This window comes from Sorangium sp. So ce1014 (genome assembly GCF_051521505.1).
GTDB lineage: Bacteria > Myxococcota_A > Polyangia > Polyangiales > Polyangiaceae > Sorangium.
The window spans coordinates 1,929,143-1,952,162 of record NZ_CP150356.1; the positions used below are offsets into that span (position 1 = coordinate 1,929,143).

Sequence of the window (23,020 nt, forward strand, 5' to 3'; positions counted from 1 at the left end):
TGAGCCCATCCATCGAGACCGTGAGTCACCCGGCTACCGCAAGATCTCCTCGAGCAACGCGTTCGGCTCGCCGCGGCGATCTTCGCCGAACGACGAGATGCCCAGGCCGTAGTACTGGTTCATGATGGTGAACCACAGATCGCGGAGCTGGCGATCGTTGCCGAGGGCGTCGTAGGCGACGTGCGCGTCGTTCAGGAAGACGCCGTCGCCGCCGAGGAGCACGATGGGCAGGTCGTACCCGTCGTGATCGTGCGAGCGCATCTCGCTCATGTACACCATGACGGAGTGATCGAGCACCGTGCCGTCGCCCTCGCGGAGCGCGTCGAGCCGCTGCGCGAGCTGCGCGGTCTTCTGGCCGAGCCAGCAGTTGATCGCCGCGTAGTCGAGGTTGCTCTGCTGGACGATCTTGTACTGGCCGTCCTGGGTCGCGCGGTCCATGTTGCCGGGGCCGTGCTGGGAGGAGTGGAAGTGCAGGCTGCTCTCTCTCCTGTACGCGAGTCCCACCTGGGCGCGGACGTCCTCGGGGATGCACCGATACTCGAACTCGGAGCGCGCGTCGTCGAGCATGTGGCTGACCACGCGCGTCACGTCGCATTGAATGGCCATGACGATGAGGTCGATCATGACGTTCGCGTGATCGTCGTGCTTGTACTCGCCGGCTTCCGTGCTGTCGTTCTCGTTGAGCCCCTCCGCCTGGCCCGGCGGCTCGGGGACCGCGCCGGGCTTGTCGATCGGGCTGCAGCCCAGGCCCGCCGGCGGGGTCATCGTCGACTGCACGCGGGTCGCGTTCTTCTCGATCTCGCGCAGCGAGTCCAGGTATTGCTGGACGATCTTGCGATCCCCGGAGCCGACCCGGTTGATGAGCGAGTTCGCGTCGGCGAGCACGCCGTCGATGACGCTCTTCTCGGTCGCCGCGCGGCGCTCCGCCTCGATCCGGGTCTGCTCGTCGCTCTGCCCTGGCACGGACCCCCCTTGCGCCGCGCCCGCGCCGACGAGCGCGTCGAACACCGCTTTCGGGTTGACCGAGCGCTTCAGCGGCTCGCGCGGGCTCTTCCAGGAGACGGCCTGGTTGTAGGCGTAGCTGCGCTGGTCGAAGAAGCCGGGCTTGACCCCGAGCCCCGTCTGCAGCGACGGGATGCGGGTCGCCTGCTCCGGGCCTGCCTTCTGGACGATGAGCTGGTCGACCGAGACGCCGTTGCCCACCCACTCGCCGAGGTCCTGGCGCGCGTCCCTCCCCAGCTGATCGGCGTCCACGCAGGTCGAGAGCGCCGCGTTGAGGCGCGAGTGGGAAGGCTCGATGTAGGGGTGCTGCTCCGTGCTCCACGTGTAGTTGCCAAGGCGGCTTATCATGAGCATCTTCGACTTCACCGGCGCGAAGTGCTCGAGCACCCTCGGCAGCTTGAAGTCGGCGCCCTTCAGCGTCTTTCCGAACGCGGGGGCCGTCTCCCACCAGTGATGGGGCGCCCCGTTCGGGAAGGTGCAGAGCAGGAAGCGCTTCGGGGTGCCGGGCTCCCCGGCGCTCGCCCCGCGCGGCGCGAGGCTCTCGAGCCACGGCAGCGCCAGGCAGACGCCCGCGCCGCGCAACAAGTTTCTGCGTGTCATCAAGCGTTTCATGTGCGCATCGCTCCTTCGTGCCTCGTCTTGTGCAGAATCGATCCGCGCGGCCTCACGGCGCCTTCTTCGCTCGAAGGCGGAACGCCTCGCTGGTCACCACCTGCTTCACCAGATCCGCGACCGTCCCGCCGCCCCAGCGCTCGGCGATCTCCTTGAGCCTGGTCCTGTCCCCGCCGCTCGGGCGCCGGCGCAGGGCGTAGCTGAAGAGCTGCTCGGTGGGGCACCTCCCCGACCTGCCGGACTCCACGAGCACCGGCACGAGGCCGGAGATGTCCTCGAACACCGCGCCCTCGTAGACCCCCGTCGCGTCGACCGGGTCGCCGTTCGGGTACGCGGTCCGGTAGGCGCCGATCGGGTCGAAGTGCTCCAGGCTCAGCCCGATCGGGTCGAGCACGTCGTGGCAGCTCGCGCAGTCGGGCGACGCGCGGTGCTTCTCGAGCTCCTGGCGCACGTTCTCGATGGGGCCCTCGTCTCCGCCCGCGGCGCCGAGCTCCGGGATGTCCACGTTGGCGGGCGGCAGCATGGGCACGCAGAAGAGCTGCTCCAGGATCGTCTTCGCGCGGGACGTGGGAGAGGTCCGGTCCGCGCGGGACGACAGCGTCAGGAACGCTGGGAGCGTGAGGAACCCCTCGCGCTCGCCCGCGGGGTCGTTCGCGTAGAGCGGCTCGAGCAGCCGGCTCTCCGGGTGGGGCGCCGTGAGGAACTCGGACCAAGGCTGCTCGCCGGTCGTGAAGCTCGCGAAGTAGGCGTTGACCTGGTCGAGCATCGCGCCCTTCACCTCGTCGTTCCAGATCGGGAACCGGGTCGCGTCGGCGTTGTGGCTGGGGAGCGTGCGCGTGCCGAGCCACTGCCCGAAGAAGTTCTGGAAGAAGGCGGCGCTCTTCGGGTCGGCCAGCATGCGGTCCACCTGCTGCCTGAGCTCGTCCTCGGTGGCCAGCTGATCGCCCTCCGCCGCGTCGAAGAGCGCCTCGTCCGGCAGCGAGCTCCAGAGCAGGTACGAGAGGCGCGACGCGATCTCGTGGCCGTTGAGGGCGCCCGGGGATCTCTCGGAGTCGGGTCCCTCCTCGATCCTCAGGAGGAAATTCGGCGACGTCAGCAGGGTCCGGACGACGTGCTGCACCGCCTCGACGGGAGACATCTCGAGGGTGGTCCGCGCGTCGGTGTACTGCGCCGCGTACCGGTCGACCTCCGCCGCCTCGAGCGGGCGGCGGAAGGCGCGCAGCCCGAAGCGCTCGATGATCTCGCGCGCGCACCCGTCGCCCGCGCCCTCCGCCGGGTCGCACACGAGGATCTCGGCGCGCTGCGCCTCGTTCGAGAAGGCGTCCGCGGCGAGCACCTTGGCGGCGTCGTAATACCCCTGGACCAGGACCTGCGAGAGGTTCGAGAGCGCGCTGACGTTCGCGTCGAAGCCCTTCGCGCCGAAGGCGGGGAAGCCATCTGCGGGCCTCAGGCGCGTTCCCAGGAGGTGGGCGACGGTGTTGTTGTACTCCGACGCTGTCATGTGGTGCAGGGGCATCCCGTCTGGCGCGACGGAGGCGTCTTGCTCCGGATCGTCCTGGCTTCCATCGTCCTCGCTTCCGAGGATGCCAGTGCACGAGATGCCCAGGAGACATCCCCCGGCGGCGAGCCACGGACTCGCGAACACTCGGTCAAGTCTGAACGTCATCGTCGTCTCCCACGTGTGGATTCGGCAGTTATCCCCTGGTGACCGGAGCGCGCCGATTTCGTGATCAAATCGACGACGCGGCCGCGCTAAGATCAGGCCGTGCCCTGTGCGCAGAAAACTACGGTGATGGTGTTGCTCCTCGGGCTGTCCGGGTGCGGGGCGGACGTGGAGATAGCGGTGGGCCGCATGAATCCGGCGTCAGCGGCGAGCGTCAGCGGCGGTGAGGCGGGCAGCGGCGGTGAGGCGGGCAGCGGCGGTGAGGCGGGCAGCGGCGGTGAGGCGGGCAGCGGCGGTGAGGCGGGCAGCGGCGGTGGAGGGGGTGATGGCACGATCTCCTGTGATGTGTTGCCGTCACCGACACATCGGTACACATTCGACGGTGTGGGAGATGTCGTCGACGATCTCATCGGAGGTGCTGACGGCGCGATCCTCGGCGGCGCGATCCTCGACGGCGGAGGGGGGCTCACCCTCGATGGCGTGGACGATTACGTCGATTTGCCCGCGGGGCTCCTGGCGGGATTGCGCGATGTCACCGTCATGGTCTGGGTCGCCCGCGACGGCGGAGGCGCCTACCTGCGCATCATCGATTTCGGCGTCGCCAGCGGAGGCGAAGATCCCGTCGAAGGCGAGGGGGGGGTGGGAACGTCCTACCTGGTGATCACCCCCTCGACGGGCTTCGAGGTGCGGGGTGTCTCCGCGCTCGCGAGCGACAGCGGCGTCGTGGGCGAGGTGGCGATCCACGCCGAGCCGACGCTCGATGACGGCGAGGTCCATCAGGTCGCCGTCGTCTTCGACGGCGCGGCGGCGACCCTGGCCCTCTACCTGGATGGCGCGCTCCTCGGCAGCGAGCCTGTCGGCTTTGCGCTCTCGGCGATCCAGGACGTGAACAACTGGCTCGGGCGGTCCCAGTTCGATGCGGACCCGTACTTCGGTGGGCGCTACGACGAGCTGCGCATCTACGGCGAGGCGCTGGCCGGCTGCGCGGTCGAGGCCGCGTGGAATGCCGGCCCGGATCGGCCCTGAGGCTCAGAAGGCCAGCGCGAGGCCGAGGCGGGCGCTGAGACCTGCGGCCGGAGGGCGATAGACGGTCCCCTCGAGGTTCTCGACGACGAAGCGGGGCCGCTGCAGCGGGACGACGGCGTGCAGCGCTCCCTCCACCTTCAGGGGATCGGCGATGCGCCACTCGAGCAGCGTCCCGAGCCCGGCCGCGAGGATCGGCGCCGTGCGGGTGAAGGCCTCGTCGACCTCGCGCCCCCGGGCGAGGAGCCAGTGCTGGCGGCCGAGCGCGCAGGCGTACACGCCGATGGGGCGAACGAGGGCGCGCGCGCACGCGTCGACCTCGACGAACCAGAGCCGGAACTCGGCGCCGGCAGCCCTCCCGGCGATGCGGCTCGAGCTCGACGGCACCACGCCGGCCGCCCCGTCGGCGCGGAACCAGCCGCTGCGGATCCCACCGCCCGCGGCGAGCCCGACGCCGATCGCCGGCACGAGCGCCTGCTCGATCTGCGCGCTCAACCAGAGCGCCCCCTCCAGGTCGCGCTCGGCTGCCGCCGGAGGCCGCGCCGCCGCGGGAGGCGGGCGGCGCGGCGCGGGAGGCGGCGGACGCGGCGCGCCGGCGACGGGGGCGGCGACCGCCTGGGCGGGCGCGGGCTGCGCGGCGGGGGGCGCGGCGGCGTTCCGCGCGACCGCGTCGGGATCGATCGACATCGCGACGATCAGCGCCGCCGCCCGCGACATGGACGCGCAGTCGTCGCCGCGGATCACGCGCTCGCCGGGCGACGGCGCGTGGATGCGCAGATCGAGCCGGAGGCGCGCGCCGCCTTCGCGGGCGACGGCGATCCCGACCTCGATCGGCTGGCGCTGCTCCGACGCTCCCAGGAGCCGGGCGATCTCGCTCCGGACCTCGTCGATCGGCGGGCACCCGTCCGGCGCTTCCCAGCGGAGGTCGATGGCGCGGGGCTCGGCGGGCGCCGCGAGCGCGCGCGCGGGCAGGAGCCCCGCCGCGACGAACAGCGCCTGCAGGGCCGACGGGGCCCGGGCCCACCTTGAGACGTGCACCCGCGCACTCTACTCCTCCTGCCCGCACGCGGCGCGCACGCGCGTCGCGAGCGGCGAGCCCGGGCTCTTCGCGAGCAGCCTCGCCGCGATCGCCCTGCCGGACGCCGCGCGGCCGGAGCGGCAGAGCGCGATCGCGCGCGAGGCCTCGCGCTCGGTCGAGAGCACGCCTTTCGGGTACCGGCTGGCGTGCTCGTTCAGCTTCGAGAGCGCTTGCGCGAACTGGCCCGCCTGCAGCGCCTGCTGCGCGTCGCGCAGCAGCGCGATCTCCGCATCGAGCCCGTCGGAGCCCGGCCTCGCGGCGGCGGCGGCCGCCGCCGGCGGGGGCGGGCGCGGTGCCGGCGCGCGCGTCGTGCTGGCCGCCGCGGGCGTGGCGCTGGCCTCGGCGGGGGCGCTGGCCTCGGCCGGAGGAGGCGCCTCGTCGCTCGACGCGCCGGAGGGGGCGGCGGCGTGCGGCGTTCGGGGCATCGGGTCTGCGATCCTCGCCGCTTCCAGCGCGCGCGGCGCCTCGGGCGCCCCGCCTGACGTCGGGACGTAGAGCGCTGCGCCGGTCGCGAGGCTCACGACCAGCGTCGCGAGCCCGATCTTCAGCGGGGCGCCGAGCAGCGTGAAGGCCGTCCCTTTCGCGACCGCCGTGCTCGCGTTCGCGGCCATGCTCGCGGCGGCGGAGCCGACCGTCTGCGCAGCCGCCGCGGCGCTCGCGGAGCCGGCGCCCGCGGCGCTGTTGGCGCTCACGGCCACGGCGGTGGCCGCCGTCCCGGCCAGGCCGAGCCTCGCCCACACGGCTGCGCGCATCCGCCGCCGATCGTCGTCGGTCGGCTCGTCCGCGTCATGAAGGGCGTCCAGGAACGCCCGCTCGCCAGCCCCCAGCTCATCCATTGCGGCCTCCTCGGATCCTGGCGTGGTGGCGTTGCACCGCGTCGGAAAATGCCTGTCGAGCGGCCCTCAGCCGCGCATACACGGTGTTGATGTTCACCCCGATACCCTGCGCGATCTCCGTCACCGACATCTCTTCCAGCTCGGCGAGGAGGAGCACCACGCGCTTCTCCTCGTCGAGTGACGCCAGGAGGTCGTGCGCCACGCGCGCGGCCTCTGCCCTTGTCATGGCCTCGTAGGGGCTGAGGTTGCTCGGCCCTTCGAGCAGCTCCGGATCCACGGTCTCTCCCGTCCCGCGGTGGGCCGGGCTCTTGCGGCGCAGCGACCTCCGGTACGCCTGCACGACGTTGACCACGATCCCGAAGACCCACGTCTTCAGCGACGAGCGGCCCTGGAACTCCGGGAGCCGCCGGTGCACGACGACGAACACCTCCTGGCACACGTCCTCGTGCGCGGAGGCGTCCACGCCGAGGCGGCGCACGGTTCGCCAGACGAAGGGAAAGATCTCCTCGTAGACCTCGGCGAAGTCGCGCGGCGCCTCCTGGAGGCCGGTCGCGGGGAGGGCGGCGACCGCGCCGGCGGGTGGGAGCGTCGACGGAGCGACCGCCGCGCGGGCGGTCACGGGCTGCACCTCTCCGCGTGGGGCAGCGAGACGTAGAGCTCGCCGAGCGCGGTGAGCTCTCCGCTCGCGCCGAGCAGGTCCACGTTGGGGATCGCCTCGGTGCGCCCGGAGAACCAGGCGTAGCGGAAGACGTCGGGGTCCGATTCGAGGAGGGGCACCGCTTCTCGCATGTAGGCTGCCTGCGCTTCGGGCGACCGATCCGCGCCGTCTCCGCACGAGAACTCGGTCAGCCAGATCGGGCGCCTGTAGCGCCTGAGCTCGCCGAGGTACCACTCGAGCGCCGGCCTGTCGCAAGCATACCAATGCGCCGCGATGAAATCGACGCGGCAGCCTTCGCAGGCGGCGAAGAAGGCGTCGAGGTAGGCGAATGGATCGGTCTCGTGGCAGCCGCCGCCGCAGAAGTTCACGGCCGGCGAGACGAGCTGGAGCCCCTTCTCGTCGGCGATCTCCTCGATCTGCGGCCACAGCGCGGCGGCCTCCGCGGCGGAGAGGTTGGCTTGAGCGAAGAAGTTCGGCTCGTTGAACGCGAGCAGGTACTTCGCCCCGCCCGGGATGGCCGCCTTGACCTTGTCGGCGTCGAAGCGGCCGCCCCAGACCATCGGGGCGAACTCGACGCCCAGCTTGACGTAGTCGCCTCCCCGGAGCTCCTCGTCGGGGATGTCCGCCCAGTTGTACCACCAGCCGACGCTGGCCGAGAGGGCCGAGAGGTCGGCGACCGAGTGGTGGCCGTATGCGATGCCGCGCTTGCACGGGCGCCCCGCGGGGGCGCTGCCGCCGTCGCCGTCGCCGTCGCCGCCGCTGCCGCTGCCGCTGCCGCTGTCGCCGCTGCCGCCGCTGCCGCCGTCTGCCGTGCCGGCGCCATGCCCTGCCTCGCCGCCGGTGCCGCCTGGGGCCATGAGGCCCGAGCCCCCATCGCCCGCACTGGTCGTCCCTTGGACATTTCCACCACCGCCGTCCGCGATCGCATCCTGGTGGAAATTTTCCCCCACGCAGGCGACGGACAGGAGGATCCCGAGCAGGGGGCTGATGCCGCAGAGAAGGGCTTTGGGGTCTCGACGCATGGCTCGAGGGGTCTGGTGACCGCAGCCACCTCGTTCCGTGAAAGAAAGTGGAGGGGTGGGGATGCGGGGCTCCTCGGGGATCACCGGTGGGCTGGCGTTTCGCGGCTTGCGGGCGGATCATCTTCTGCTGCTGCGCACCACGGCCGACAGCTCACACTTTCGCGCGCTTGACGGCCGCGAGGAGCGCGTTGAGAAAAAGCGGATGACACCCCTTCGCTGGCTTGCCGCGCTTGCGGCGTTCACCGTTCCGTTTGCGACCTCGGCGACGGCCCTGACCCAGGACGGCTCTCCTCTCCCGCCGCCTGCTCCGGAGCCGCTTCCGTCTGCCTCCGCGCAGCCAGCGCCGCCGCCGACGCCGACGCCGCCGCCGTCCCCGGCGCCGACGCCGCCGCCGCCGCCCCCCGCGCCCGCGCCGCCGCCTGCACCCGCGCCGCCGCCGATCCCGCCGCCATCCCCGACGCCGGTGCCGCCCGCACCCGCGCCGCCGCCCGCGCCGCCGCCGCCGCCCGTTGCGCCCGCGCTGCCGCCGCCCGTTGCGCCCGCGCTGCCGCCGCCGCCCGTTGCGCCCGCGCTGCCGCCGCCGCCCGTTGCGCCTGCGCTGCCGCCGTATGCGCCCGCGCCGCCGTATGCGCCCGCGCCGCCGGTTGCGCCCGCGCCGCCGGTTGCGCCCGCGCCCCCGCCTCCGGTGGCGCCCGCGCCGCCTCGCCCCGTCGCGCCTGCGCCGCCGCGTCCACCGCGGAGCCAGCCGCCGGCGCGGCCGAGCGCTGCGCCGCCCCCGGTTGCGACCCCGGTGGCCGTGGAGCCGGCGCCTTCACCGGCCGAGCCCGAGGAGAAGGACAAGGAGCCCGAGGACAAGGAGCCCGAGGACAAGGAGCGGGACGGCGTCCGGCTCCGGTATGGCAGCACCCTGGGCGGCGGGATCATCAAGGCGCCGACGGGCACCGGCGGCGTCTTCGCGTGGACGGGCCGGGTCGGCATCCAGATCAACCACCAGTTCGGGATCTACTACCAGAACACGCCCATGCTGACGCTCACCCCCGAGAGCACCGAAAACAGCGCGGGGTTCGACGCGGGGTTCATCGATTACAACTCGCTCCTTGCGAGCTTCACCGTGTTTCATGTCCTCGACTTCGGCGCAGGACCGTCCATGGACTACGTGGCCGTCGCGAGCTGCGACGCGACGCTCGCTGGCCTCGAGTCGGGCGCCGGCTGCGCCAGCACCTCGGACTGGTACTTCGGCGCGCACGCGCGGGGCGCCCTCCTCCTCGGCGGCCTGTCCGGCGATGGACCGCGGCGCAGCGGGTTCGCCCTCGCTGCCGAGCTCCACCCGGTGTTCATGCCGGAGGGCACGACCTTCACCTTCACGCTGGGGCTCGGCGGAGAGTGGTACTGACGAGGGCGAGCCTCGGGCCCGGCCAGATCACCCGACACGGGAGCTTCTGATGAACGAGCACGCAGCAATCCGGACGACAGCGCCTCTCGCGACGGTGATGGCCGCGGCGCTCGCCCTCGTGTGCGGGAGCGCGGCATGCAACGCGATCTCGGGGGTCGACGAGCTCGACTTCTCGGGCGCCGCCGGCACGACGGGCGGCGGCGCAGCCGGCAGCGGCGGTGGTACGGCCGGCGGCGACGCGGGCAGCGGCGGCACGGGCGGCGCCGGCGGCATGGGCGGCGCCGGCGGCACGGGCGGCGCCGGCGGCGCCGGCGGCACGGATGGCGCTGGCGGCACCGGCGGCACCGGCGGCGCTGGCGGCGCCGGCGGCGCGGCCGTCGACATCTCTTACGAGATCCCCTGTGGGAGCGGTAACGTGGCTGTCGGCATCCACGGCCGGAGCGGTGGCTCGATTGACCGTATTGGCCTGATGTGCGCGCCGCTCGCCGGCGACGGCACCCTGGGCACCGCCTTCCAGACCGTGACCGCCGGTGGCGACGGCGGCTCGCCGGGCACCGTGCTCTGCCCTGCGAGCCAGGTCCTGGTCGGGATCAATATCTGGGTCGACTCCCTGGTTTACCGGATCGAGCTGCTGTGCCAGACGATCGACGAGTGGAAGCTGAGCGACAGCAACCTCAATGTCGTCCCTGGCATCGGCAACGTCCATGGCACAGGTTACGGGGTCAAGTGCCCGATGGGGAGCGCCATCGCTCAGATCCACGGTGACGCCGACCAGCTTGTACGCTCCGTCCATCCACAGTGTCGCATGCTGTGACGGGCCGTTCTCCTTCCGGGGCTACGGCGCTCGTGAGAGCGCCTCTGCTGTCGGAGCGCGCCCGACGAACGAATCAAAAAATAGCGCCTCCGAGGAGGGTCGCCTCGAACGAGCCCGTCACCGGCGCTCCGGGCTCCATCGAGGCCTTGTCGAAGTGGATCTTGCCGTCGCCGAGGAAGCCCGTGAACACGGGCTCCGACTCCGTGTAATCAAGCGCGAGCGCGAAGACCGATTGCCAGTCGTACGGGCCCTCCCCCCCGTCGGTGAAGACCTCCGGCTCCACATAAAACACGAGGGCGCGCACCGTCCCGTCGGGGAAGCTCCCGACGACCGAAACCTGGGCGCGCCCGTTCATGGCGAAATCGAACCCAGACTGGGAGGCCTCATGGCCCGCCGAGGCGCCCACGGTCCCGGCCGATTGCGGGTTATCCGCGGGGATCGCGGTGTCGAACGTCCCCGTCCCCGCGGCGAAGGTGTCCATCTGGGCGAGCGACCCCCACGTCGTCGAGAACGTGCCCGTCATGGTCCCCACCGTCGTCATGCACGCCGTGGCGGCGGTCGGAAACATCCACGCGGGAGGCGTGGGCGCGATCTCGGCGGTGATCGTGGCGCGGCGCCCGCTCACGAAGCCCCGTATCGCGTCGGTCGCCGTCTTCACGGCCTCCGCATCTGCGCGGACATACGGCGAAAGGAGCTTCTCCATCCGGTCGATCTCGAGGAGCAGCGCGTCCTCCTTCCAGACCGTCTCGAGGAGGTCCTTCATGGCCTCGGCATAGGCAGCGCGGAGCTCCGGCGTCTGGTAGAGCCGGTTCGCGATCGCCCCCCTCGCCGAGACCGACTGCGGCCGCCCTGACGGGCCGACCGGGTCGGCCGGGTCGAACGACATATCGGGGCCCCACGGCAAGAAGGACATCTTTCCGGACGCCGGGTCGAAATACACGTGGTGGTTGTTCGTGTTGCCCGCGTAGCCGTCCCACGCGGCGATCAGCGACTCGGTGGCCCAGTACCTCCGGAAGGTCCCGAGTTCGAGGACCGCGCCGAGCGTCGCGTCGAGCTCGGCGTCGCTGGCCAGGAGCGCGGCCGCGACGGCGTCGAGCTCACTTCGGTCGGAGTCGTCCTTGTTGGTCTTCTTTTCGTACGTGGCGGTCCAGCCGTCGCGGAAGTCGCTGATCTGGCCCTCGTAGAGGTCGCCGCTCGCGTCCGGGAAATGGCGCTCGAGAAGGGGCTTCCCGACCGGCTCCACGTGCGCGTAGATGCCGAGGTCCTCCCCGTTGACGGTCACGTGGGCGAAGTTGCAGCGCGAGGCGGGCAGGCCTGCGTCGCCGAAGACCTTGAACGCGAGGCACGTCTTGATCAGCGAGGGATCCTGGCGGGCGTTGTTGAGGGTCAGCCCTTCGAGGCCGGCGTGCTCGCGCCCGTCCACGTATTCGTCGAAGCTCACCTTGAGCGACGGCTTTGACAGGCTGGCGGAGCCGAGGAAGCCCTTCTTGCGGACGGCGGACATCTCGAGCGTGGTGCCGTCGACGGTGACGGTCGCGGGGAACTGCGTGTAGGGGCTCTCCTTGGGGCCGTCCATGCAGTCCTCGCCGAACAGCTTCGAGAACTCGCGGGACTGGCGGCGGAGCGTCTCCCAGTCCTCGGGCGCCATGGTGATTCCGACCTCGATCACGTGGTCGGGATCGAACATGGCGTCGCTCGGATCGGGATCGGGTGTGCTGGGGCCGCCGCCGTCGCCGGAGGGGCCGCCGCCGCCGGAGGAGGACGAGGAGGCGCCGGGCGTCCCGCCGGGCGTCTGCGGCGGGTCGGAGCCGCACGCGGGCGCGCCGAGGGCCAGCGCGAACGCCATCGCCGAGAGCATGCTGCCTGCGCGAACGAGAGTGGTTGTGTGTTTCCGTACCATGGGGCCAGTGTCTAGCACGACCTTTCCCCTCCGCGGCCAGAAGCACGAAAACCGCTTGTCGCGCTGGCCAGGCATCGCGGGAAACGCCTACGTGAGGTTCGTGAGCGGACCGGTGCAGTGCTCCGGCGCGCCGAACGTCGTCCGGGGGTCGCCGAACAGGTTGCGGAGATAAAACTTTCCTGTCGGAGCGTGGGCCTGAGGGTCGCGATGTGGCATGTCTCGCTGCAGGCGCGATTCCGGTGGTTCCGGCCACCAGCGTGCTTGGCGGGGATGCCGGGGGCGGGGCCGCCCCGCCGCGCGATCCGGCGCGTCTCACACGCCATCCCCTCGCGACCCCGCGCCTGCCTCCGTGGTATCCACGAGCGCGCACCGCTCGGGTCCCGATGCCGCCGCCGGCCTTCGGCGAAACCTTTGCGGATCGCCCGTGTCCAAGGAGACGTGATGCGCTCGATCCCCCGCTCGATCTTCACCGCCCTCACCGCCGCGATGGGGCTCTCCCTCGCGGCCTGCGCCGCGGCTCCTCCGCCCGCGGCGCACGCGCCCGTCCCGCCGGGCGGCGACCGCGCGGCGACCCCGCCGCCGCCTCCGCTCCCCGAGAGCGAGGCCTTCGCCGTCCACGGCACGCTCAAGGACGAGTGGCTGCCGCTCCTCAAGCCGACGCCGTTCGACCCGAAGGCCGCGCTGGTCCCCCCGGCGCCGGCCGGGGTGCCCGCCCCGCCGCGCGTCTGCGAGCCGTTCGCGCGGCGCGCCCCGGTCGCGCCCGCGCAGCCCTGCGGCGATGCCCGGGGCGCGCTCGACGCGCTCGACGCCGCGCTCGCCGAGGAGGACGCCGCGAAGCGCGACGCGCGGCTCGCGGGGGTCGAGGCGTGCGCGGGCCTGGAGGCGGGCCTCGCGCGCGCGCTCCGGGCCGAGCTCGCGCCCGTCGCGTGCGGCGACGCCCTCGCCGTGCCGTACCTCGAGGCGCCGCCGGCCGCGCTCAAGGGCGACCTCTACCAGGTGCTGCTCGGCCTCACGCTCTCTGCCCGGCTCGCGCGCACCGCGACCGAGCCGCCCGCGCTGCGTCCGCCCTACGATGTCCAGCGCGTGCTCGCGTTCACCAAGGGGCCGCTCATCACGTGGGTGACGGACCAGGCCCGGGCGATCGAGGATCTCGGGCGGCTCGGGGTCGAGCTGCCGTTCTACGCGAAGGGCATCGTCGCCGTGGAGTCCGGGCGGGCCGACATGCGGCTCGTCGAGGCGGTCCGGTCGGCGCCGCTGCCCGACGCCATGCGGAAGGACGCGGAGCTCAGCAACGTCTACTACGCCGAGCTCGACCAGCTGCTGGAGCCCTGGAAGAGCCGCGGCCGCGACGCCGCGCTCGTCGGCCTGCGCGAGCTCTCGTCGGTCGGCGTGCTCCGCGACGCCCGCGTCGAGGGCGCGCGCGCGATGCTCTCTCGCCTCTACGGCGGCCGGCCCGTCGACGCGCTCGACGCGCTGGAGCTGCCGCCGCCCCCGGAGGTCGCGCCCTCGCCGGGCGTCGAGCGGCTCGCGGCCAGGCTGCCGACGTACTACGCGGGCCGCCTGATCCCGTCCGAGATGGCGGCGCGGCCGGAGCTCCTCGGCATCTTCCTTGGCCGGGGCGTCCCGCTGCAGCACCGCGCGGCGCTGCGCTCCGCCGAGCTCTCGCCCGACGCGCGGCTGCTCTATGCGCGGGCGCGGATCGAGCTCGGCCGGCTGTACTGGCGCGCCGTGGATTTCGACCAGGCGACGGCGCTGCTCGCGGCGTGGCCCGAGGGCACCCCGCGCCCGCCCGAGGCGACGACGCTGCTCGCGCTCGCCCTCGGCCTGCGCAACGGCCCCGAGGACGCGGCGCTCATGATGCGGCGGGCGCCGCTCACCGGGCTCGGCCTGGGCGATCTCGCGGCGCTCGACTGGGTGGCCCGCGCGAAGCCGGCCTCGCCGTACGCGGGCATCGCGGCGTACGACGCGGCGCTGATCAAGCAGCTCGCCGCCCCGCAGGGCGCGGACCCGAGCTACTGGGCCGACGTGGCCGCGCGCTTCCGCGAGGCGCAGGCGCTCCTGACGGGGCCGCTGGCGCGGGCGGCGGAGGAGCGGGCGCGGGCGGCGGAGGAGATCGGGCGGACGGCGCGCTGATGGGTGGTGGCCTAAGTTGAACATGAAGGCGGGAAGGCGGGAAGAAAAGCTCAATGATCTTCCCGCCTTCATGTGAATCATTCCGGGGCAAAGCAAATTAGGCCACCACCCGCTGATGCGCGGGCGCTGAGCGCGCGGAGCCGCGGGCGCTGCGCCGCGGGAGGACCGGCTGCGATCTTTCGGTTGCGATCCCTCGCCACCCCGACCTACCGTCTTGCGCCGCGCATATGCCGACGCCGCGCCAGGTCCTCCACCTCCTCTCCCGCAACGAACTGCTCGCCCTCGCCGACGCGCACCGCCTGATGATTGGCGACGTGTTCTTTACTCGCGAGGCGCCTGCTGGGGAGGCTTGCCTGGTTCCAGACGTTCCCAATTTGTGCATGGGACAACGAATGATGTACTTCCGGCCTCGGCCGGGCGTTCTGGACGCACGATTTCTCGTGCACAGCATCTATGGCCCTGTGGTTCGGAGGCACATCGAGCATGCCTGCAACGGCAGCACCGTGGGCCATCTTCGGTTAGGACAGGTGGCCGCGATACCTCTGCTTCGGTGTCCACTGGTAGAGCAGTTGAGCATTGCCGAACACATTGAGCGCGAAGCAGCTCCCTTGGAGCTTGCTATTACGCAGGCCGAGCGCGAAATCACACTCATCCGGGAATACTGCACTCGCCTTATCGCCGACGTCGTCACCGGCCAGCTCGACGTCCGCGCCGCCGCCGCCCGCCTCCCCACCTCCGACCCCGACGAACCCGCCCCCGCCGATCTCGACGACGCCACCGACGACGACCTCGACGAGGACGAGCCCGAATGACCGCCCCGCTCGCCCCCATTCCTGCCGCCCTCGTCGACGAGCTGCGCCGCCTCATCGACCAGAGCCGCGCCGCCGCAGCCCGGTCCATCAACAGCGAGCTCGTCTGGCTCTACTGGCAGGTGGGCCGCCGCCTTCGCGAGCACGTCGTCGGCGAGGGCCGGGCTGCGTATGGCGAGCAGGTCGTCGCCGACGTGGCCGCCTCCCTCTCGGCCGAGTACGGCCGCGGCTTCAGCAAGCGCAACCTCCACCACATGCTGCGCTTCGCCGAGGTCCTCCCCGACCCGGAGATTGTGCACGCGCTGCGTGCACAGTTGAGCTGGACCCATCTCCGGGAGATCATCGCCCTCCACGACCCCCTCCAGCGCCGCTTCTACGTCGAGCTCTGCCGTCTCGAAGGCTGGAGCACCCGGACCCTTCAGGAGAAGATCGCCGGCATGCTCTTCGAGCGAACCGCCATCGCGAAGCGCCCGGAGGCCGTCGTGCAAGAAGCCCTGTCCGCGCTCGGTGAGAGCGGCCGGATGACGCCCGACCTCATCTTCCGCGACCCGTACGTCCTCGACTTCCTCGGCCTGCCCGCCTCTTTCGGCGAGCGCGAGCTGGAGGCCGCCATCCTGCGGGAGCTGGAGGGCTTCCTCCTGGAGCTCGGACAGGGCTTCAGCTTCATCGCGCGGCAGAAGCGGATGAGCATCGGCGCCGAGGATTACTACCTCGACCTGCTCTTCTTCCACCGCTCCTTGCGGGCGCTCGTGGCCGTCGAGCTCAAGCTCGGCCGCTTCGACGCCCGCGACAAGGGGCAGATGGAGCTCTACCTGCGCTGGCTCGACAAGCACGAGCGCCAGCCCCACGAGAACCCGCCGCTCGGCCTCATCCTCTGCGCCGACAAGAACGAGGAGCAGATCGAGCTGCTCCAGCTCAGCGAGGGCTCGATCCGCGTGGCGAGCTACCTGACGGAGCTGCCCCCGCGCGCGCTCCTCGAAAAGAAGCTCCTGGAGGCCATCACCCACGCGCGCGCGCAGATCGGCGCCGCACCGCGGCCGATCACGAGCGGGGGTGAACCTTCGACCTGAGCCGAGGAGGAGACCGCGTGACCACCGACACCAGCGCGATGCGAGCCCGCTGGAGCCTCACCGGTTCTCCGGCTAGACTCGCGTTGGGCCCACGCCTTCCAAGGAGCTGCGATCCGTCGTCTCGCCCCCGAGAATCCCGCGGATAGCACCAGACCTCCACGGTTCACCACCGCGGATTCGTCCTCGGGCGACGCGGTACTAAGCGATGAGGGGCGCGCCGTTGGGCGCTGCGCCGGACACCGCCGCGCCGGGCGGTGCAGCACCGGACGCCGCCGGCGCCGCCGTGTCGGGCGGCGGCAACACGGGCGGCGCGGCGCCGGGCGATGCTGGCGCCGCCGGGCCGGCCGGGGCGGCGTCCTGCGGCGCCCCGGCGGTGTCGCTCGACGACGCCGAGCGACCGCCGCGGCCCTTGTACAGCGACGGCGCGATCGTGTCGGCATCCCCCTCGTTCCAGCGGAGGTAGGCGACGGCGCGGCGGGTCTGATCGTAGGCGTGCACGAGCAGCGCGAACGCACGCGCCCTCTTGTCGGCGGCCTCGGTCGGTCCGGGCCCCTTACCGTGCTCCCTCACGCCGAGGGCGGCGAGGAGCAGCGGCCCGATCTCCCCGGCGCGGTTGACCTCCTTCTCGGTCGCCGCCGTCTTGCCGGCGATCTCCGACCAGCTTCCGCTGAACAGCGCCGAGAGCGCGACGAGGTCGTTTGCCGTGTCGATGTGCCCTTGTCCTGCGCGGATCTCGGCGACCGCCTCCGCGTCGAGCAGGCCGCGGCGGGCGAGCGCCTCGGCGTCGCTCAGCAGGTTCTCGCGGAGCGGCACCGCCTCTTCGACGAGCGGCTTCAGCGCGTTCTCGGCGCCTCCGCTGGACAGCCACACGAGGTGCGCGTCCCACGCGGCGAGCGCGTACGTCTCGAGCCGGTCGAGCAGCGCGACATCGTGCTTTTGCAGTCGCTCGGCGATGTCCGAGCGGAGCACGACGAGGCCAGGCAGCACGCCAAGCACCTGGGAGACCATGCGCGGAATGTCGAGATTGATGGCGATGAGCCGATCCGGGCTCAGCGCCTCGATCTCGGCGAGGGTCTTGTCGAACGCCGCCGCCGCCTGGGGCGTGGCCCCGGGCTTCTTGGGAGCCGGCTTCTTCTTGTTCTGGAACGGTCTGGCCATGAGGGGATTACCTCTCGTTGATCTCCGTCGCGGAGCGGCAGAAGAACATGAGCATCATGCTCCCTCCCCCCCGCGCTGAACATGATAGGAGCGCCCGGCGCGCGCCGGACGTTCCGGGGAGGGATAATCACCTGCGTCTTACTGTCAACTCATCTGTCGATGATTTTCCAGATGCATGCCCCCTCTATAAGCGTCGGAATGTTACGTCGGAATCTTGCGCATGGCTGGCGTGCCTGCACGCGTCGATCGATAGAGAGGAGCCGCCCTGTCGCCCTCGCACGCGCCTGGCATCCTGCGGGGCGGGCCTGGAAGGTAGAGGAGCGGGCAGCCCGGTTCCGCGAGGTTGCTCAGCTGCCTGCCGGCAACCGGTCCCGGTTCCGCGAGGCTGCCCAGCTGCCTTCCGGCAACCGGTCCCGGTTCCGCGAGGCTGCCCAGCTGCCTGCCGGCAACCGATCCCGGTTCCGCGGGGCTGCTCAGCTGCCTGCCGGCAACCGGTCCCGGTTCGGCGGGGCTGCCCAGCTGCCTGCCGGCAACCGGTCCCGGTTCGGCGGGGCTGCCCAGCTGCCTGCCGGCAACCGGTCCCGGTTCGGCGGGGCTGCCCAGCTGCCTGCCGGCAACCGGTCCCGGTTCCGCGGGGCTGCCCAGCTGCCTGCCGGCAACCGTTCCCGGTTCAGCGGGACCGCTCAGCAGCCCGCCGGCGAGGCAGGCTTCAGCGGCCTCCCCCCGCGGGGGCGAGCGTGGGGCTCCTCCTGGGCTCCTCCTCCGCAGCGACGCGCCTCGCGAGCGCTTCCTGCGCGCCATGGAGCGCTCTGGCGCGCCATTTGTACACCGTGCTGAGGGGTATCTCTCTCATCGCGGCGATGTCTCTCATGGAGATCTCGTAGAGGTCGTGCTGGAACAGCACCGAGCGCAGCTCGAACGGCAACTCCAGGACGACTGATCTCAGCAGGCGCCGCCGCTCCGCTGCGAGCAGGAGCTCGATGGCCGTCGCGCCGCCGCCGGCCTTGCACAGCTCCGCGGGATCCGTGATGGCCTCGTTCCGCCGAGATGCCTTCGCGTGGTAATGCGAAGCCAGGTTCACCGCGAGGCCGTTCAGCCACCGCGCGACCGAGCCACGCGAGGGATCATAGTTGCCAAAGCTCACGACGGCCGCCAGGAAGACATCCTGGCTCAGGTCGCGCCGATCGCGCGCGGGTACGCGGAGCTTCCCGAGCCATCGATGAACACGCCGGATCGTCTCCGCCTGAAATAGAGAGTGGAACGCGTGCTCCCGGTCGCTGTCTGCCGCAGGCTTCACCGCGCTCTGCCGAGATCCCGGCCGAGCCGTCGTCCGCGCCGCGACGCACGGCGCGCCGGACGCGCTCGGACCCGCCGTCCATTCGTGTCGCGCCGCAGGGGACGACTCCTCGGCGAGGACGCGTGTTCCGACGCAATGAATGATCGCCCCGCGCGGGGGCAATGCCAGGAGCTCCATGGCTCGCCTCCAAGTGAAACGTGAATGTTCCGCGCGAGTCCTCGTCCGCGCGGATACGATCGCTCCTGAGCGGGCGTCGCTCGGCGCGGGACGACCGCTCAGGAGGCGCTCAACCTCCTACGGCGGCGACCACGAACCACGGTGGTCCAGCGCCGCCTTCGCCACGAAGGCCACCTCGTGCTCAGCGATGGCCTAATGCTCGGTCATCACCTGAGCTGGTTCAGCAGCGCTTCGCGTTCACCCGCCAGCCGGCCGCGCGGGAATCTCCGTCCGTGCTCCTCCAGCAGGCGTCGCGCCTCGACGAGCGACACGACATCACCGGCCTCCACGGCCGTCCGTGCGCGGGCGATCAGATCTCGCTCGCGGGAGCTGATCGCCGGGCGCGGTGCCGCCGGCCGGCCTGCCGGCGTGGCGGGGGCGGCAGGGGCCGTCATCGCCGCGTCCAGCGCCGGAGAGGCCGCCGCCGCCCCGTCCAGCGCATCGCCCACGCGCGCCGACACGGCGGGGTTCCGGGCGGCCTGCGCGGTCGCCGGCCCGGTCGTCCTCCTGGAGACCAGGGTGGCCAGGGAGGCGCGGAGAGGCTCGACGGGCTCCGTCGGGCCCGTGGCCAGCGTGCCGAGCACCGCCGCACAGGCGATGGCGAAGCCTCGTGCCATCCAGCGCGCGGGACCACCTCGCTGCCCAGAGCGCCGCTCCAGGAGCCAGGGCGGGAACAGCACGGCGCGCAGCCGGCGAGCGCCGCGGTCTCGTTGCCTCGCTTCCCAGCGGGCCGCCGCCTCTTCGAACTCCTCCCAGGCCCGGCGCAGGCGACTTCGCGCGGTCTCCAGCGGGATCTCCTGCTCTCGGGCGACGTCGGCGATCGGCCGCTCCAGGAGCTCGCACGAGATGAAGACCCCGCGGCCCGGGTCGCCGATCTGCTCGATGAGCTGCCGCACCAGCGCCGCCTCCTGGCGAGCGATGGCGTGATCCTCGGGGCTTGGACGCTCATCGCGGAGCGCCGTCTCGTCAAAGCCCGTGAGCGCCTCCTCGCGTCTGTGCGCTCCCCGGCGGTGATCTCGAGCCGTGTTCAGGACGACACTGTCGCAAAAGGCGCTCGGATTCCTGGCCGATCGGACCTGCTCTCGCCGCTCCCAGAGACGCACCATCGCGTCCTGCATGACATCGTCGAGGTCCCGCGAGGGCACCCCGACGTAGCTGACGAGCGATCTCACGCGGGCGGGTAGAGGGCAGGTCGGCGTTGCTCGGTCCACGATCCAGCAGACGATCCGGGCCCCGTCCGAAGGTTCAACAATCGACCGAGCCCCCGGAAGAAGGTGGGACAGACGGCGCCGCCGTACGCGATCGCGAAGAGGGGGAGCAGCGGTCCGGCGAGGGTTCCTCCTCTCGGGTCGCAGCGCTGCCCGCCGGGGGAGCTGATCCGTTGGCCAGCGACGCCATGGCCGTCTTCCTCATTCCGCCCTCGTGAGCCCCCTGGTGGAACCAAGACGCAAAGACATTCCTTTATCGATGCTCCAATTCTCTTTCGTTCATCGAACCGGTGACGATTCTGGCCGTCCTGAACGCGGTCATGAACGAGAATTCCCGGCGGTTCCGGGAAACGGCGCGTTGACATGGGCCCGCGCGAAAGAGTATTCAGGGTGGCGTGCGTCACGCGCTCTGCTCCTTCTTGCCGTGCGTCTTCATGGGAGTCGTCGCGGCGGTGGAGGGCGTGGCGAGCGCAGGCGAGCCGCCCCATGCCATCTCGGGTCCGCGCGAAACATCGACCCTGGCGAGCTCGCTGCGCCGTGCTCGGCAGGCGCGCGATGCGGGGCGGTGGGTCGAGGCCGCGGCGGCGTACGAGCTTTCGCTGAAGGCGGCCGACGCCGCGTGGACGACCGACGCGGAGCGCGCCGAGATCGCCGCGGAGCTCGGGCTGTGCGAGCTCGCGCTGGGCAGGTATCGAGATGCGGCCGACCACCTGGCGCAGAGCTTGAGGCACCGTGACGCGCTCCGCGGCGGGCTGGCGGAGCGGGCCGAAGAGGGATTGAAGAAGGCCGAGCGCCGGGTGGTGACGTTCTACCTGGGTGTGAATCCACCGGACGCCGAGGTCCTTGTCGATGGAAAGGCGCCGGGTCGCCCGGCACCGACCTACGAGCTGTTCCTGGAGCCGGGGCATCACACCGTGCGGGCGCGGCTGGATGGCCACACCGACGCGGTGAGCTCGCTGGAGGGGCAGGCCGGCGGGCGGCTCTCGCTGACGCTGAAGCTGCTGCGCGCGCCGGAGCGCGGCGCGCCGCAGGCGACCGGCGGCGGCCCGGTGCGGGCGGCGGATCCGGCGGCGCGGCCGACGGTCCCCGTGACGGAGCTGCGGATCGGGGGCGCGGCGCTGGCGACGGCCGCGCTGGGGGCGGGCGCGGTGTTCCTCATGCGGGCCGATGTGGTCCACGACAACCTCGCCGAGCGCGACGTCGTGTTCCGCGGGCGAGGCTGGACCTCGTCGACGTGCTGGTGGCCGAACGCGCCCTCGGCCTGCGCGGAGATCCGCGACGACGTGGCGGAGCGGGATCTGTTCGCCACGCTCGGCAAGGTGGCGCTGGCGACGGGGGCGGTGTTCGGGATCGCGACGGCGGCGTCGTTCCTCGCGGAGGGGTGGCTCCTCGACGAGACACCGGTCCGCGGCGGCGTGCACGTGGTGCCGAGCCCGACGGGAACGCAGGCCGGGCTCGTCCTTCAGGGCGTGTGGTGAGGCGCGAAGGGGGGCTCATGGGGAGGATGCGCGGGGGTCGAGGCTGGCTGCGTTCGCTCGCGGTGATCGCGCTCGGCTGCGGGAGCGCCGCGGGGGGCGCCGGGTGTTATGCCGAGGACTGCGCGACGACGTTCTCGTGCCATCCGCTCCCCGGCGAGACGCCGCCGTCGCTGCCGGGGTCGCCGTGCGACGGCGATCCCGCGACGAGCGCGGCGAAGGACGAGTGCGGGGTGTTCGTCGCGCGGCGCGGGGACGACGCGAGCGACGGGACGAGGGAGGCGCCCGTCAGGACGCTGCGGCGCGCGGTGGAGAAGGCGTCGGAGCCCGGGGGGACGCGGCGGGTGTACGCCTGCGCGGAGGATTTCGAGGAGGCGGTCACGCTGCCGTCGGGCGTCGCGATCTGGGGCGGCCGGGACTGCTCTACGGCGGCGTGGACCTGGGGCGGCAAGGACCGCTTCACCGAGATCGCGCCGGAGCCGGAGCGGGTGCCGCTCACCGTGGAGGCGCGCGAAGCGAGCATGACGTCGGTGGTGTTCGGCGTGCGGCTCGTGGCGGCGGACGCGACCCGGCCCAGCGGGTCGTCGATCGCGATGATCGTGCGCGAGGGCGCCGCGGTGGACGTGGTGTCGAGCGAGCTCCTGGCGGGGAACGGCGCAGATGGGGCGGACGGGGACGATGGCGCTCCCCGGGACCAGCCGTGGCGGGCGCCGGACGGGGTGGGTGGCAATCCAGGCGCGCACGGGTGCGTGGCGGACTGGACCGAGGGCGCGCCGCGGGTGGTGACGCTGTGCGAGGACGGCACGATGTCCATCGGCGGCGCGGGCGGCGAGGGCGACGTCGCTGCGGGCGGCGACGGCATGGAGGGCGCGCCGGCACCGGTATCCGACTCGATGGAGAGAGGCGAAGGGGGAAACGGCGGGGCGATGAGCTGCACGGCCGGCAAGTCGGGCGGCAATGGGGAGTCCGGCGCGAACGGGGTTGGAGGCGGGGCGGGGTTGCCCGATGAGCGGCTCAAGTACGGAAGCATCAGCGCCCACGGCTGGCAGGGCTTCTCGGGACAGAACGGCCAGAACGGGGGGATCGGCCTGGGAGGCGGCGGTGGGGGCGGCGTCGGCTCGAACGGCCACTGCCGGCCCGTGGATCCGCAAAGCGGACCGTCCGGCGGCTCGGGCGGAAGCGGAGGCTGCGGAGGGCGTGGCGGCCGGGGGGGCGGCTACGGAGGCGGCAGCTTCGGGATCATCGCGTTGCATGCACACGTCCTGGTGGACAAGACGGCCATCATCACCGGCGACGGCGGTCGCGGCGGCAACGCAGGGACGGGGCAAGCGGGGGGCCGGGGCCGGGCAGGCGGCGCCGACGGACGAATCGACGGTACGGTTTACTCTGCATGCGCAGGGGGTAACGGCGGCGACGGAGGCAAAGGCGGCCATGGTGGCGGAGGGCTCGGAGGCGTCTCCATGGCCGTCGCGCGCGTCGACAGCAGCGTCCACCTCACGCAGAGCGCGACCTGGGCCTGGGGAGAAGCCGGCGCTGGTGGGCTCGGCGGCGCAGGCGATCCGAACGATACGATAGCCAATGGAGAGCGCGGCCGGACCGCGCCCCTCTGGGATTTCCCCGAGCTGGTTGTGCCGCCCCGATGACGGATTCCAC

Annotated in this window: 18 protein-coding genes; 8 read left to right on the top strand and 10 right to left on the bottom strand. The window is 72.1% G+C overall.

The genetic code is table 11. The features are described from left to right. Window positions 1-33: 33 nt before the first annotated feature. Window positions 34-1,602 (bottom strand): DUF1552 domain-containing protein, encoded by a 1,569-nt coding sequence (locus WME75_RS07350; protein WP_437487688.1) that lies wholly within the window; start codon window positions 1,600-1,602, stop codon window positions 34-36. Between the two features lie 64 nt (window positions 1,603-1,666). After that, window positions 1,667-3,280 carry a DUF1592 domain-containing protein gene (locus tag WME75_RS07355; RefSeq protein ID WP_437487690.1) on the bottom strand — a complete coding sequence of 538 codons (1,614 nt, stop codon included), beginning with the start codon at window positions 3,278-3,280 and terminating at the stop codon, window positions 1,667-1,669. A gap of 99 nt (window positions 3,281-3,379) precedes the next feature. Between WME75_RS07355 and WME75_RS07360 the strand changes: the two genes are divergently transcribed. Further along, the gene (locus WME75_RS07360) at window positions 3,380-4,303 is read left to right on the top strand and encodes a LamG domain-containing protein (protein ID WP_437487693.1); all 924 of its coding nucleotides are present in this window, start codon (window positions 3,380-3,382) and stop codon (window positions 4,301-4,303) included. A gap of 3 nt (window positions 4,304-4,306) precedes the next feature. On the opposite strand, the gene WME75_RS07365 is transcribed toward WME75_RS07360, so the two are convergent. The 4 genes from WME75_RS07365 to WME75_RS07380 are packed head-to-tail and all read right to left on the bottom strand — an operon-like array spanning window position 4,307 to window position 7,894. Next, window positions 4,307-5,338, bottom strand: coding sequence for a hypothetical protein (locus WME75_RS07365; protein ID WP_437487696.1), 1,032 nt, complete (start codon window positions 5,336-5,338; stop codon window positions 4,307-4,309). Between the two features lie 9 nt (window positions 5,339-5,347). Then, window positions 5,348-6,214, bottom strand: a complete 867-nt coding sequence (locus WME75_RS07370) for a hypothetical protein (protein ID WP_437487699.1) — start codon at window positions 6,212-6,214, stop codon at window positions 5,348-5,350. Continuing rightward, a complete protein-coding gene (locus tag WME75_RS07375; protein WP_437487702.1) occupies window positions 6,207-6,833 on the bottom strand; it encodes an RNA polymerase sigma factor in 627 nt (208 codons plus the stop codon). Before WME75_RS07375 ends, WME75_RS07370 begins: the two co-directional genes overlap by 8 nt. Then, window positions 6,830-7,894 carry a glycoside hydrolase family protein gene (locus WME75_RS07380; protein ID WP_437487705.1) on the bottom strand — a complete coding sequence of 355 codons (1,065 nt, stop codon included), beginning with the start codon at window positions 7,892-7,894 and terminating at the stop codon, window positions 6,830-6,832. Before WME75_RS07380 ends, WME75_RS07375 begins: the two co-directional genes overlap by 4 nt. Window positions 7,895-8,096: 202 nt before the next feature. On the opposite strand from WME75_RS07380, the gene WME75_RS07385 reads away from it, so the two are divergent. Together WME75_RS07385 and WME75_RS07390 are read left to right on the top strand one after the other, a co-directional pair. After that, window positions 8,097-9,287, top strand: a complete 1,191-nt coding sequence (locus tag WME75_RS07385; protein ID WP_437487708.1) for a hypothetical protein — start codon at window positions 8,097-8,099, stop codon at window positions 9,285-9,287. Between the two features lie 49 nt (window positions 9,288-9,336). Next, the gene (locus WME75_RS07390) at window positions 9,337-10,101 is read left to right on the top strand and encodes a hypothetical protein (protein WP_437487711.1); all 765 of its coding nucleotides are present in this window, start codon (window positions 9,337-9,339) and stop codon (window positions 10,099-10,101) included. A gap of 73 nt (window positions 10,102-10,174) precedes the next feature. Here WME75_RS07390 and WME75_RS07395 read toward each other — a convergent pair whose 3' ends face one another. Beyond that, window positions 10,175-12,001: a CotH kinase family protein gene (locus WME75_RS07395; RefSeq protein WP_437487713.1), complete on the bottom strand. Its 1,827-nt coding sequence runs from the start codon at window positions 11,999-12,001 to the stop codon at window positions 10,175-10,177. Window positions 12,002-12,442: 441 nt separating this feature from the next. Here WME75_RS07395 and WME75_RS07400 point away from each other — a divergent pair, with 441 nt between their 5' ends. The 3 genes from WME75_RS07400 (at window position 12,443) to WME75_RS07410 (ending at window position 16,013) form a co-directional block, all read left to right on the top strand. Continuing rightward, window positions 12,443-14,134, top strand: a complete 1,692-nt coding sequence (locus tag WME75_RS07400) for a hypothetical protein (RefSeq protein ID WP_437487716.1) — start codon at window positions 12,443-12,445, stop codon at window positions 14,132-14,134. Between the two features lie 227 nt (window positions 14,135-14,361). Further along, a complete protein-coding gene (locus WME75_RS07405; protein ID WP_437487718.1) occupies window positions 14,362-14,946 on the top strand; it encodes a hypothetical protein in 585 nt (194 codons plus the stop codon). Next, window positions 14,943-16,013 carry a PDDEXK nuclease domain-containing protein gene (locus tag WME75_RS07410; RefSeq protein WP_437487720.1) on the top strand — a complete coding sequence of 357 codons (1,071 nt, stop codon included), beginning with the start codon at window positions 14,943-14,945 and terminating at the stop codon, window positions 16,011-16,013. Before WME75_RS07405 ends, WME75_RS07410 begins: the two co-directional genes overlap by 4 nt. A gap of 198 nt (window positions 16,014-16,211) precedes the next feature. Here WME75_RS07410 and WME75_RS07415 read toward each other — a convergent pair whose 3' ends face one another. From WME75_RS07415 to WME75_RS07425, 3 genes are all read right to left on the bottom strand, one after another. Continuing rightward, window positions 16,212-17,171, bottom strand: coding sequence for a hypothetical protein (locus WME75_RS07415; RefSeq protein WP_437487723.1), 960 nt, complete (start codon window positions 17,169-17,171; stop codon window positions 16,212-16,214). 709 nt (window positions 17,172-17,880) lie between these two features. Next, window positions 17,881-18,468: an RNA polymerase sigma factor gene (locus WME75_RS07420; protein WP_437487725.1), complete on the bottom strand. Its 588-nt coding sequence runs from the start codon at window positions 18,466-18,468 to the stop codon at window positions 17,881-17,883. 383 nt (window positions 18,469-18,851) lie between these two features. Next, complete coding sequence (locus tag WME75_RS07425) at window positions 18,852-19,856, bottom strand: RNA polymerase sigma factor (protein WP_437487728.1); 1,005 nt, start codon at window positions 19,854-19,856, stop codon at window positions 18,852-18,854. A 431-nt stretch (window positions 19,857-20,287) separates the two neighbouring features. On the opposite strand from WME75_RS07425, the gene WME75_RS07430 reads away from it, so the two are divergent. Next, window positions 20,288-21,370 (top strand): hypothetical protein, encoded by a 1,083-nt coding sequence (locus tag WME75_RS07430; protein WP_437487731.1) that lies wholly within the window; start codon window positions 20,288-20,290, stop codon window positions 21,368-21,370. A 17-nt stretch (window positions 21,371-21,387) separates the two neighbouring features. Then, a complete protein-coding gene (locus WME75_RS07435; protein WP_437487733.1) occupies window positions 21,388-23,010 on the top strand; it encodes a hypothetical protein in 1,623 nt (540 codons plus the stop codon). The last annotated feature ends 10 nt before the right edge of the window (window positions 23,011-23,020 follow it).